General features: G+C 36.4%; 9 protein-coding genes. 3 read left to right on the top strand and 6 right to left on the bottom strand.

All coding sequences use genetic code 11. From position 1 onward, the window contains the following. From CHSO_RS13595 to chrA, 3 genes are all read left to right on the top strand, one after another. Positions 1 to 2172: a S9 family peptidase gene (locus tag CHSO_RS13595; RefSeq protein ID WP_084220988.1), complete on the top strand. Its 2172-nt coding sequence runs from the start codon at positions 1 to 3 to the stop codon at positions 2170 to 2172. A 313-nt stretch (positions 2173 to 2485) separates the two neighbouring features. Continuing rightward, positions 2486 to 3091 (top strand): DNA-3-methyladenine glycosylase, encoded by a 606-nt coding sequence (locus CHSO_RS13590; protein ID WP_045496839.1) that lies wholly within the window; start codon positions 2486 to 2488, stop codon positions 3089 to 3091. A gap of 50 nt (positions 3092 to 3141) precedes the next feature. Continuing rightward, positions 3142 to 4272: a chromate efflux transporter gene (gene chrA, locus CHSO_RS13585; protein WP_045496836.1), complete on the top strand. Its 1131-nt coding sequence runs from the start codon at positions 3142 to 3144 to the stop codon at positions 4270 to 4272. Between the two features lie 342 nt (positions 4273 to 4614). Here the strand turns inward: chrA and CHSO_RS13580 are convergent, their stop codons facing one another. The 6 genes from CHSO_RS13580 to CHSO_RS13555 form a co-directional block, all read right to left on the bottom strand. Continuing rightward, complete coding sequence (locus CHSO_RS13580) at positions 4615 to 5046, bottom strand: hypothetical protein (RefSeq protein ID WP_045502556.1); 432 nt, start codon at positions 5044 to 5046, stop codon at positions 4615 to 4617. A gap of 266 nt (positions 5047 to 5312) precedes the next feature. Next, the gene (locus CHSO_RS13575; RefSeq protein ID WP_045496834.1) at positions 5313 to 6749 is read right to left on the bottom strand and encodes a SusD/RagB family nutrient-binding outer membrane lipoprotein; all 1437 of its coding nucleotides are present in this window, start codon (positions 6747 to 6749) and stop codon (positions 5313 to 5315) included. 11 nt (positions 6750 to 6760) lie between these two features. Further along, the gene (locus CHSO_RS13570; protein WP_045496832.1) at positions 6761 to 9784 is read right to left on the bottom strand and encodes a SusC/RagA family TonB-linked outer membrane protein; all 3024 of its coding nucleotides are present in this window, start codon (positions 9782 to 9784) and stop codon (positions 6761 to 6763) included. 304 nt (positions 9785 to 10088) lie between these two features. Beyond that, complete coding sequence (locus CHSO_RS13565; protein WP_045496831.1) at positions 10089 to 10790, bottom strand: LytR/AlgR family response regulator transcription factor; 702 nt, start codon at positions 10788 to 10790, stop codon at positions 10089 to 10091. Beyond that, positions 10771 to 11856 carry a sensor histidine kinase gene (locus tag CHSO_RS13560; protein ID WP_232509069.1) on the bottom strand — a complete coding sequence of 362 codons (1086 nt, stop codon included), beginning with the start codon at positions 11854 to 11856 and terminating at the stop codon, positions 10771 to 10773. Before CHSO_RS13560 ends, CHSO_RS13565 begins: the two co-directional genes overlap by 20 nt. A 166-nt stretch (positions 11857 to 12022) precedes the next feature. After that, on the bottom strand, positions 12023 to 12409 hold the full coding sequence (locus CHSO_RS13555) for a DoxX family protein (RefSeq protein WP_045496829.1): 387 nt from the start codon (positions 12407 to 12409) through the stop codon (positions 12023 to 12025). Between the last annotated feature and the right edge of the window lie 335 nt (positions 12410 to 12744).

Below are 12744 nucleotides of genomic sequence, written 5' to 3'. Positions count from 1 at the left end.
ATGAAGAATATTAAAAAAATAACGGCTATTGCCCTTTACTTCCTGTGTCTGTCGCCATTGGCAGCCCAAAAAACACAATGGACTCCTGATGGCAATGCTTATTATTCATTTACTAAAAATGGTGTTGGGATTATTGATGTGCTGAATCCCGGAAAAGATCAGGCTTTTTTAAGCAATAATGAATTGATTCCTTCGGGAAGTTCTACGGCTTTAGAAGTACAGAGTTTTCAGGTATCACCGGATGGTAAAAGTCTGTTGCTTTTCACCAATACCCAGAAAGTTTGGCGAGACAATACCCGCGGAGACTACTGGATCTTTGATAAAAATACCAAGAAGCTTACTCAGCTCGGGAAAGACCTGCCAACATCCTCATTAATGTTTGCGAAGTTTTCTCCCGATGGTAAAAAGGTAGCTTATGTATCTAAGCATAATATTTATATTGAAGACCTTTCCAATAATCAGCTTACGAAAATTACCAATGATGGTACAGACCGAATGATTAACGGGACTTTCGATTGGGCTTATGAAGAAGAATTCGGGACTCAGGATGGTTTCAGATGGTCTCCGGATGGAAATAAAATTGCTTACTGGAAGCTGGATGCAAGAGATACCAAAAACTTTCTGATGATTAACAATACAGACAGTTTATACTCATTTACCGTTCCTGTAGAATATCCGAAAGTGGGAGAAAACCCCTCTGGATGCAGCATCTGGTTCTATGATCTTGCCTCAAAGTCTTCTAAGAAAGCAGATATAGCTGGTGATGAAGTACAGCATTATATTCCCAGAATGGAATGGGTACTGGATTCTAAATCCGTTATTCTGCAACAATTAAACAGAAAACAGAATCAAAGTAAAATTATGGTGGCAGATGCTCAGTCAGGAAGCAGTAAAACCATTCATACGGAGACAGATGCGGCATGGGTAGACATCAAATCCCGTTGGAATGACAATGACCCAAGCGGCTGGGACTGGATTAACAATGGTAAAGAGTTTTTATGGCTTTCTGAAAAAGACGGCTGGAGACATATTTATAAAATAGATATGAACGGTAAAGAAACTTTGCTTACAAAAGATGCTTTTGATGTTATAAAACCAGAGTTTTTTGATATTCCGAACAAACAGATCTACTTTTTAGCCTCACCTACTAATGCTACTCAAAAATATCTGTACAAAGTAAGTATGCAAGGCGGAAAAGCCCAAAGACTCACTCCTGAAGCTTATACCGGATCTAACCAATATACCATATCTCCTAACGGGAAAATTGCGATGTTTAATAATAGCAGTGTTAATGCACGTTCAGCAGGTGCTGTGGTATCATTGCCGGAACATAAAGAACTTGTAGCTGCTAAGAGTACTTCAAAAGCAGATCCTGCAAGAGCTAAAACAGAGTTTTTCCAGATCACCACACAGGATGGAGCTACACTAGACGGATGGGTTGTAAAACCTAAAGATTTTGATCCCAACAAAAAATACCCGATTGTTTTCATGGTGTATGGTGAACCGGGTTCACAGACGGTAACGGATAATTTTAACGCAGGAAAAAATGGTTTATATATTGGAGATATGGCTCAGGATGGCTATCTGTATGTTTCCCTTGAAAATCGCGGAACCCCTGCTCCTAAAGGCCGTGAGTGGAGAAAATCTATTTACCGTAAAATAGGTCAGCTTAATATCCGCGATCAGGCGATGGGCGCTAAAGCCTTATTTGCAAAATGGTCTTATGTGGATACTTCCAGAGTAGCCGTATGGGGCTGGAGCGGTGGTGGCTCTTCCACATTAAATCTTTTAGGACAATATCCTGATATTTACCAGACCGGAATTGCAATTGCTCCGGTAGCCAATCAATTATTCTATGACAATATCTATCAGGAACGTTATATGGGACTGCCACAGGAAAACAGGGAAGATTTTGTCAACGGTTCTCCATTGGCTTATGCTAAAAACCTGAAAGGAAATCTTTTATTGGTTCACGGAACCGGTGATGACAATGTACATTATCAGAATACAGAAGTGTACATTAATGAACTGGTAAAATATAACAAGCAGTTTCAGCTGATGTCTTATCCTAACAGAACCCACTCTATCAGTGAAGGCGAAGGAACATCGTTGCATTTGGCTACCATGTTTACAAAATATTTGAAAGAACATTGTCCTCCGGGAGGAAGATAAATAATCAATGAAAGTCTCACAGGAATGTGGGGCTTTTTTTTGAGTAGGGAAGCTGGGAGATGGAAGTACTGGGAGTCGGATGGGAACGTTTGTCCTTCTTATTGATTTAAGAGGTTTTTTGGTAAGGAAGCTGGATGTATTTTACATCAGGTAGTGTGGCTATCTCCTATTAATAAATGTTTTTTAAGTAGTTAAAAGATTCTTCAGACGTTATATTCCAAATAGTAACTTCCAGCCTCCAAGTCCCATCTTCCGGCCTTTCATTTAACAAATTATCACTAATTTTGGGTAAAGAATTGCTAAAACCACTCAGTTGAAACTACCACTCTCCTATTATTTCAATCAAGACGTTCTTTTTCTTGCTCAGGATCTTCTTGGAAAAGTACTTTTTACAGATATTGACGGCGAAATAACAGCCGGAATTATTGTAGAAACAGAAGCCTATTTTGGCGTGAAAGATAAAGCATCTCATGCCTATGGTGGACGGAGAACGGACAGAACTGAAACGTTGTACAACCAAGGTGGAGTTTCCTATGTTTATTTATGTTATGGAATCCATCACCTTTTCAATGTAGTGACTTCTGTGGAGGATGATCCTCATGCCGTTCTAATAAGGGCTGTTGAGCCATTGATAGGGACTGAGATTATGGAACTCAGAAGAAATATGCCGGCTTCCAAAGCAGCGATTTCCTCCGGCCCCGGATCTGCTGCCAAAGCATTGGGAATTGATCGTTCCTTTAACAAAAAAGACCTGAATGGAAATGAAATCTGGATTGAAGATCATGGGATTCGGTATCCTTCTGATGATATTGTTACAGGGCCTCGTATAGGAGTGGCTTATGCCCAGGAAGATGCATTGTTGCCTTGGCGCTTTTTTGTAAAGGGCAACAAATATGTAAGTAAGCCCAACAAAATATAAATTAAGGAGCTAATTCATGTTTTATATTAGGATGATAAATATAACAAACAGTGGAGAACAATTGTAGTCTGAAAGAACTGGCCCAACTTTTCCTGAAATTGGGAATCACAGCATTTGGTGGGCCTGCTGCTCATATTGCTATGATGCAGCAAGAAGTTGTTGTGAAAAAAAAATGGATCAGTGAACAACATTTTCTGGATTTAATTGGAGCTACTAATCTTATTCCTGGTCCTAACAGTACAGAAATGGCCATTCACATCGGCTACGATAAGGGAGGATGGAAAGGCTTAATAATAGCAGGTTTATGTTTTATTCTCCCCGCAGTTTTTATTACTGGAATTTTGGCGTTTTTATATCATGATTATGGGCAAATTCCTGAGATACATCCTTTTATTTATGGCATAAAACCAGCTATTATAGCAGTTGTTATTGGTGCGGTTTATCCATTAGCAAAAAAATCGGTAAAATCAATATTTTTATTTATAATAGGAATTGTGGTATTGTTCGCTTCTTTATTAGGCATTAGCGAAATATATTTAATGTTTGGAGCAGGCTTTTTAGCTTATGTTTTATATTTTTTTAAAAACAGCCGTGCTAATACTTTGCAAAGTTTTATACCTTTTACTTATATTAAAATTTCACAGGTATCTTTCCGGCATACTATAGATGTTGAATTATTTCTGACTTTTTTAAAAATTGGTGCAATACTTTATGGTAGCGGGTACGTACTTTTTGCATTTTTAGATACTGAATTAGTACAAACAGGCTTGCTTTCAAGAACGAAGCTTATAGATGCAATTGCAATTGGGCAATTCACCCCCGGACCTGTTTTTTCATCGGTTACTTTTATAGGATATCAGATTAATGGGCTTTCGGGTGCAATTGTTTCAACAATAGCAATATTTCTTCCTTCATTTATATTTGTAGCACTTTTAAATCCGTTAGTTAAAAAAATGCGCAATTCAAAAGCATTAGCTGTATTTTTAGATGCTGTAAATGTAGCTTCCGTAGCAATTATAGTATCTGTTTGTTTTGTAATGGGTAAAGAAGCTATTACTGATTGGCGAGCCGTTGTAATAGCAATCCTAAGTGGTATTTTTGTTTTTAAATTTAAGAAAATTAATAGTGCAATTATTGTTGCAGGAGGTGCATTATTGGGTTTTATCCTATTTCAAATTTAAAGGTTTCTAATCATACGATCTATCTCAGCTACTGTTATGGGAGTTATTGGACTTAAACTTTTTTAAATAAAAAATGGCTTAAGATTAGCGATAATCTTAAGCCAAACCATTATTCAACATGAGAATAATAAACCAACTAAATTATATTTATTTAACAGCCTTAATTGGGGATAAGAATTTCTGATTTAGATTGATTTGAAGCATTAAGTTATGAAGGTCATAAACAATACCTGTTTTCTATTTTTAAGCTAATTTAATTGTATACAGACGGTAGTAGTCTTTAATAACTAAAAGTAATTTCCCGTCTTCAATCTTAGTTCCTCTAACCCAAACTCAGACTTATTATTGTTTGGTGCCTTCATAATAAAACTCCACATCAGCAGCAGCTGTTTTTTTTGTATTGATCTGTAAAGCTTTTGTTGAGATAAGATAGTTAACACTTCCTTCAGGATCATTGCCTACCACTCCTACTCCTACAGGGTTTACAGCACTCAGGACTTTAGGCGTTGCTACAGAATACACTTCGCCGGATTTGGGCTGAACCTTAATATGAGAGGCATCTACTTTCGAAACGATAACAATAGCATCATAATAATCTTGAGTAGCAATTCTTATAGTTCCTTTGAATGTTCCCAGTACGGGATCTATACTCTGACCTGATGTGGGTGTAAGATCATCATTATCATCACTGCTTTTACAGCTTAAAAACAGGCTTCCCACCAATACCATTAGTATAAAACTGCTCATCAGTCTTTGAATTCTTTCTACGTTCATAATTTTAATCATTTATTATTTACACTTCAAAGATGAATAAATGAGCAGTAAACCGGGAAAAAACATCTATAAAAGAAGAATTATGGTCTATGAATGGTTTTAAACACCTAAGAAAAAGCCTGCATTGTAAAAATACAGGCTTAACTTACAAAATAATAGATATGAAAAAATAGAAAAACTTATTATTTAAGTAATTATTAGTCCTTGTTATACAACCATTCATTCATATGTTCAACATCAACTTCCAGCCTCCATCTTCTGACTTTTTACTGAGCATCCCAAAAAACTCTGGTGGTAAGTTTATCGCCACCAATTGCAGTTGCAGCTTTAGCATAGTTGGTGCCATTGGTAGTTGCCTCTAATGTTGGATATTGAAGTCTTACAGGAACTTTTCCGCCCGCATTGGCAATAGCAGTGGGTGGAGCTTGTAAAATAGGATAATCTAACCTTCTGTAAAAATTCCAGGATACTACAGGATGATTATACATGGCAACCCACGCCTGCTCTCCAATAGATTTTTTCCAGTTGGCAGCATCATAAGGAGTGTTTGAAAGATAAGTCTGTGCATCCTGAGCAGATAAGCCCCATTCGAGAAAAGATGCCTGTACAGCATTTTGATAAAGAACATCAGGACTTCCGCCAATTCCGAATCTGGCTGCGGCTTCTGCCATATAAAAAGCCACTTCGGTATGAGTCATTATTTTTCCGGGAGTAACAGGAATGTAGGCAAAGAGCCCGGGCGCAGAAAAATCTGTAAAAACACCTGATAACCCGATTACCTGACCGATATATTGCCCCTGTACATCATGAAAGTATTGAGCTCTTCTGGGATCGGAAGTGATATTCAGAAAATCTATAAAAGGTTTTCCTCCAAAAAAATCATTCCGTCCACTATTGGCAAGGTTTTCAAACAATGGATTAAAGTTAGGGGTTTCTGCCTGGTATCTGAAATGAGCATTATCTGTTTCATTGATAATGACTCCTCCGATAATGGCTGTATTAATAGTAGATTGAGCCAATGAAGGATTAACGTCTGAAAGAGCAATTCCTAATTTTAGAAGCAGAGAATTTCCAAACTTTTTCCATTTTCCTATATCACCTTGATAAAAGATATCTCCTGAGCCGAAACTTCCTTCTCCTTCCTCCAGATTATTGATATCTGCTTTTAGGCGGATAATTAATTTTTCATAAATCTGTGTATCATCGTCGTAGATGGGAAGAGGAAACTTCTCATAATTAAGAGCCTGGCTGTAAGGAACGTCACCGAAAGTATCAACCATGGTTTGAAATGTATATACTGAGAGCATATCAATAATAGCCAATTGATTCTGTTTTTTTGCAGGCCAGGCATTTACTTCTGAGGCTGTCGGCTGAAATTGTTCTATAAGTTCTTTAGCCTTATTCAGATTGTTAAGAACATTCACATAATTATCTGTCCATACATTATTGGAGACATTTCTTGCCGTAAAATTATAATTGCTTTCACTTACGTAAGTTACTTCCTGCCAGTATTGCATAGTAAGACGGAAATTGTTCTCGTTGACGCTTGGAGTGGTCATATAATCGCTCAGTTCTTTTTCTGCATAGGTAAGAAGAGGCTCAGGAACCATACTGTAGGCTACATGGGGATCATTATTCACATTATCTGAGGTACAGTTCGTTAGGACCAGTGCTAAAACAGAGCTTATGATAATATTTTTCATTGTAATAGTTTTTAAAAATTAACTTTCAGATTGAAGGCGAAGTTTTTTGTAGCAGGCATTACTCCGGATTGGTATCCCTGGATACTTCCTGATGACAGGCCTGATTCCGGATCTGCATAGGGAAGGTTTTTGTGAATAATCCATAGGTTACTTCCTATCAGACCAAGGGTAAGGTTCTGAATTCCTGCTTTTTTTAAAAATTGATTGTTGAAGGTATAAGAAACAGATACCTGACGAAGTTTTATAAAACTTGCATCGTAAACAAATGCAGCTACAGGAGGATCGGTTTCCAGAGTCTGGCTAGACATGGAACGGTCTAGACGAATTGTATTTGGAACATAATGTCCCGGATTATTAGGATCCTGCATTACACCCGGTAAAATAACACCACCTCCGTTTTCCAGCGTATTTCTGATAGGATTTCCAAGGTCATTAAAACCTACAGAATCCGGATAAAGCCCTGTTCCATATCCATAATACTGATCCAGGGAAAATATTTTACCTCCTTTTTTCCAATCGATCTGAAAGCTTAGATTGAAATTTTTATAAGTAAAAGAATTATTTAATCCTGTCACAAAATCAGACTGAAAGCTTCCCAGATTATGATTGCTGTCATCCGTATGCAGATAAGCCCCATTAGCCCCTATAATTTTATTTCCATTGGGATCGTATACAAAATCCGATCCCCAGATGCTTCCATATTCCTCATTAAGAGGAGCATTAATGGTAATCCCGCCCTGTAATGTACCCAGAGTAATATTTTCTATACCTTCCCTTAGTGCAGTGATTTTGGTTTTGGGATTAGACCAGTTGATAGCCATGTCCCAGGTAAAATGATCAGATTTCAATGGAGTTATATTTAAAGTAAGTTCAACCCCTTTTGTGGTGAGTTCACCTGTATTCTGAATTTTAGACAGAGAGCCTGTTGCCAGCGAAATGGGAAGAGGCAATATCTGATTAAACGCAACATTCCGGAACCATGAGAGATCTAAGCCTACCCTGTTTTTAAAAAACTGCATATTGGTTCCTATTTCAAAATTTTTCAGTTTCTGTGGAAGCAGGTCGGCATTCCTTAAAGATGTATTGTAAGAGTATACAGGATTATTTTCTAAAGAGGCCTGAGGAATATATCTGTTTCTTAATTGATCAGCATTGGTATCCGAACCTACTTCTGCATAAGCTGCTCTTATCTTTCCGAAGCTTAACCATTCTTGTTTCAATAGATTGGAAAATACAACACTGGCAGAAACCGAAGGATAATAATACACCTGTTTTTCTTTAGGTAATGAGGTAGACTGATCCCTTCTGAAAGTTCCTTCCAGGTAATACGTGTTTTTATATCCTAAAGAAGCCTGCACAAAAGCCCCGTAAATATATTTTGTGTTGTCTATTGTAATAGGTTTGGCAGGAGTTGTAATCGAATTGGAGATGGTATAAAGATCCGGAATATATAAACCTCCTGTTGTTGTCTGTGCATTGGAATAATTGGACTGGACATTCACATTTCCGCCCAATAAAGCCTGCAGATTTAAATCCTCCGTAATATTCTTTTTATAAGTAGCAATAAGGTCATAATTGGTTTCTGTAAAACGAAGGTTGGTCACTGCATACCCCGATGGCTGTTCTATCAGATTAAAACTGAAAAAGGCTGGCATAGAACCCACAGCTTTTCTTTCTTCAGTAATCATTGTATATCCATCAATACCTACCCTTCCAAGAATGTTGATGTTTTTTGAAAGATCATAGCTCAGGCTGAAGTTTCCGGCAAAACGATCTCTTTTGTCATTCTGGTAATTCTGATACCGGGAGAAATAAGGATTATCCCAATAGGAAGGAGAAAGATTATCCGGTCCTTTTATATTCCATGTATAGTTTTTATTGTAAGTATCATAAAGATATTTCTGGTACTGAAGGTCTATATTGGTTGCCCACCACTGGCGGAATCCGCTCATAATATTATCGGTATATCCTGTGGAATTTCTTCCCTTAGTTCTCTGTGTAATATAATTGGCAAAAATGGTGGCTGTAAGTTTATCTGTAATCTTATAAGATGCATTTCCTCCAAAATTGTTTTTCATTAAAGAAGAATTAGGCATAATGTCCGTAGCATTGGTATTAGAATAGCTTAGCCTGAAGGTTGCTTTGTCATTTCCACCACTCAGAGCGATATTATTGGTTTGGTTAATAGCCTTTTCAAAGAAGGTAATCGGTCCGTTTTTAGCCGCTACCCATGCCGTTTTCTTTCCGAAATTCTGAGAATTCGGGATGAATGCATCATATTGCCATACCATAAGATTGGGATCATAGGGAGCTCCATAAGAAGCATCATGCCAAAAAATAGCCATGGGTGAATTCTGATACAGCGGAAACACATTTCCCCAATATCCCTGCCCGTATTGAGTCTGGTATTCAGGGAAGGTAGATTTGTCAACCGCAGAAACAGAAATACTTCCACTATATTCCAGGCCGATACCTTGTGCATTTTTGTTCCCTTTTTTTGTGGTGATGATAATGGCGCCATTTTGAGCTCTGGATCCATATAAAGCTGTTGCAGCAGCCCCTTTTAATACATTTACGGTTTCAATATCATTAGGATTGATATCCGAAACAGGACTTCCGTAATCATACCCTCCAAATCCGTTCTGCTGTACTGTGGAATTGATATTCCTGTTGATAATAGGAACCCCATCCACTACAAAAAGAGCCTGATTATCTCCCAAAATAGATTTATATCCCCTTGAAACAGCATCTATGGAACCTCCAAAGTTGGTAGACTGTCTGATTTCAAGCCCTGCCACTTTTCCGGACAAATTATTCAAAAAATTGGTAGTGGGATTTTTGTTGATATCTTCACCTTTAACTTCCTGTGTAGAATACCCCAGAGATCTTTTTTCTCTTTTAATGCCTAGTGCAGTAACAACAATTCCCTCAATATTCTGGGTCTTAAGGGTGTCTTGCTTGTTTTGGCTGAAATAGGCTTCACTTCCGATAAAAAAAGCGACGCCTGCACTTAAAAGCTTCAACTTGTATTTCATAATTATTGATTTTGTTTATTGTTTAATCAAAATTCAATAATTGGTGAAGAATATAATGAAATCTATATATGAATGGCGGGATGCAGTCTACTAAAATATGAGTAATGAGTTGCGGAAATTATTTTGCTTATCCCCTAAATAGAAAGACAGGAAGCCTTTAAAGTATTTCTACTTTTTGAAAAATTACAATCTTCACAAATAGTATCATTGAAGGGTTGAACATTCCCCTCTTCTGGAGGGTGGCAAAAATTCAAAGGATTTTTGACGGGGTGGTTTTAAAAATTACAATACTTCATCACGCGTACTACAAATCAATAAACGGCTTGTAAGTTCGTCCAATTGGCAGCTTTTTCCCTTTTACCTGTACAACAGTTGCAGATTTAATCTCTATTTTAGGTTTAGAAATAATATAAGATTTATGAATACGCGTAAACATGTTTGGATTCAGGTTTTCCTCTATTTTACTAATGGGCATTTTGAAGGTGAATGTTTCCGTTTTGGTGTGAATATGTATGTATTCCCTTAAACTTTCGATATAAAAAATATCCTGAAGAATAATTTTAACCTGTTTTTTTCCACTGTTAATAAAGATATAATCGCGCTCAGCTATTTCTAATAAGGCGTCTTCCGCTTCCATTAAATATTTAAACTTCCCAACGGCTGTTACAAAACGCTCATAAGGAATAGGTTTCAGCAAATAATCTGCGATATCCAGTTCATACCCTTCTACGGCATATTGATGATAGGCTGTTGTTACAATCACAAACGGAGGATTCTTTAGTTTTTTCAAAAAATCAAAACCTTTTACCACAGGAAGATGAAGGTCTAAAAACATTAAATCTACCTCATGAATACTTAAAAGATTGCTTGCGTGCACAGCATCAGAACATTTACCTATAAGATTCAGTTCCGAATCCCGGGAAATAAACGTTTCCAGAATTTCTGCTGCAATCGGTTCGTCTTCTACAATAATGCAATTGTATTTTTTAGAGGCTGGATGGATCATTGAAATCAATTTTGAGGTGTACAATATATCGGTCAATTTTATCCTCAACACTCAGTTTATGTTTAGGATAAAGCAGTTCAAGCTGGCGGCGAATGTTTTTCAGTCCTATTTTGGTAGAATGCTGATGAGGTTCTTCTTCTTTGGAATTCTCAATACAATAGCTAAGAATTCCGTCTTTCAGTTCAATATCAATGGAGATAAAAGCTTCTCCAAAACTTTCGGAAACACCATGTTTAAAAGCATTTTCAATAAACTGAATCAGAATAAGGGGGGAGATTTCCTGAGAAGGATTATCAATGTTTTCCTGAAAATGGACACTAAGATGGTGATGTCTTATTTTCTGGATCTGTATAAAATCCTTAATATTTTCAATATCTTTTTCTATAGAAATATTTTTTTCGGCGGCTTCATAGATATTGTAACGCATGATTTTGGACAGCTGCAGAATCACATCAGGCGTTTCATCTGCCTTTTTAAGAGCCATTCCGTAGATATTATTCAATGTATTGAACAGAAAATGAGGATTAATCTGGGCTTTTAACATCGTAAGTTCCTGATCCAGTTTTTCCGATTTCAATTGAGAAATTTGGTCTTTTAGCAGGTTTTTCTGTCTTGTAATTTCTATCCCGAAAACCAATCCTACCATAAAAATAAGATCCATAAAGGAATTAAATGCTACCAATCCATTGATAAGTCCGGAAGGTTGCTTTCCATCCAAAGTCTCTGTAACTCCATAGATGTATGGATAAATAATGTAATGAGTGAAAAACCGATGCCCTAAAACTGCCAGTATAACAATAAGAATGCAGAGAATATATTTAAGAATCTTGTTAATATGAACCTTTTCATATATGTACAACAAGGAATAGGCAAGAGGAATTTTAACCAGAAAATAACCTAGCTCCAGAATAAGTGTGTTCTGAAGCCGTAACTGCCATTTGAAACTTGGAAACTGATATCTTGACCAGTAAAAGTCAAGATAAGCCTCCAGAATATAGTACAATATCCAAAAAAGCAGATGAATATATAGCTTAGATTTATGATCTGATTTCAAACTTGCTGTCATTTAAAAATATAAAATAATAAGATTCAGTCAAATATAGAAATATAAAGTCTACCAATTTCTGCCATTAATCTACAAACAGCTTCTCAGTATTTTATTCAACCATTAAGAAAGCTTCTTGAATCTTGATGGTTCAAAATAAATACTCAATGGCAATATTCTTGAAATGTTATTGATTGATCTTTTTTAAACGAACTTCAGGAAGCATGAGATTGATAAAACTGAATATCAGTAGGACATTAAACTCGATCCCATTGGTTCCGCCACCTACTACAAACCAACCATTTCCCCAATGGATATAATAGATTCCCAATGCAAAAATTACAATGTTACATAGAGCAACTGGCTTTATAAACCGGTCTCTCCAGATAAGAAAAACAGAAACAAGGTGAGTGAATTTCACCAACCAGGCAAGGTAAAGCCCTATTGGAGAGAATCCTATGGTGTCCAGATAGTGAATGCCAAAATTGTTGACATCTCCACTAAAAATAGAGATTGCGCTATGCATAAGCAAGATGACTGATAATGCACATCTGAGGAAGTAGTTCTTTTTCATGAAACGAATATAGATATCATGGAGAAGTAATAGGTTGTATCATATATCAATTGCTTCTAACAGCATATGAAATTCTTTTTATTTTTTAGTATAAACTTCATAATCAAGTTTAATATGATCTATTTTTTTCTTAGGATAATAAATATGTTATTAAATTATTCTATAGCTATTCCTCTGCCCCATTTTTTTATTAACTAATTGTTACTTAATTCAAAGCAAAATTTAACATTTAAATTATTCCCTTTATTGTGATTTTTATAAATTTAATTCTTATTTTTACAGCATGAATGAAAGAAAATAAGAAAACCTGACTTGAAAAAAACCTTATATTTTAA

Source organism: Chryseobacterium sp. StRB126 (assembly GCF_000829375.1).
GTDB lineage: Bacteria > Bacteroidota > Bacteroidia > Flavobacteriales > Weeksellaceae > Chryseobacterium.
Note: the sequence above shows the minus strand (reverse complement) of the source record. Positions and strands in the feature narration are given on the sequence as shown.

What these genes read in the sequence shown, in the direction of transcription:
- CHSO_RS13595 (WP_084220988.1), top strand. Translation starts at nt 1, where the DNA reads ATGAAGAATATTAAAAAAATAACGGCTATTGCCCTTTACTTCCTGTGT.
- CHSO_RS13580 (WP_045502556.1), bottom strand. Translation starts at nt 5,046, where the DNA reads ATGAACGTAGAAAGAATTCAAAGACTGATGAGCAGTTTTATACTAATG.
- CHSO_RS13575 (WP_045496834.1), bottom strand. Translation starts at nt 6,749, where the DNA reads ATGAAAAATATTATCATAAGCTCTGTTTTAGCACTGGTCCTAACGAAC.
- CHSO_RS13570 (WP_045496832.1), bottom strand. Translation starts at nt 9,784, where the DNA reads ATGAAATACAAGTTGAAGCTTTTAAGTGCAGGCGTCGCTTTTTTTATC.
- CHSO_RS13565 (WP_045496831.1), bottom strand. Translation starts at nt 10,790, where the DNA reads ATGATCCATCCAGCCTCTAAAAAATACAATTGCATTATTGTAGAAGAC.
- CHSO_RS13560 (WP_232509069.1), bottom strand. Translation starts at nt 11,856, where the DNA reads ATGACAGCAAGTTTGAAATCAGATCATAAATCTAAGCTATATATTCAT.
- CHSO_RS13555 (WP_045496829.1), bottom strand. Translation starts at nt 12,409, where the DNA reads ATGAAAAAGAACTACTTCCTCAGATGTGCATTATCAGTCATCTTGCTT.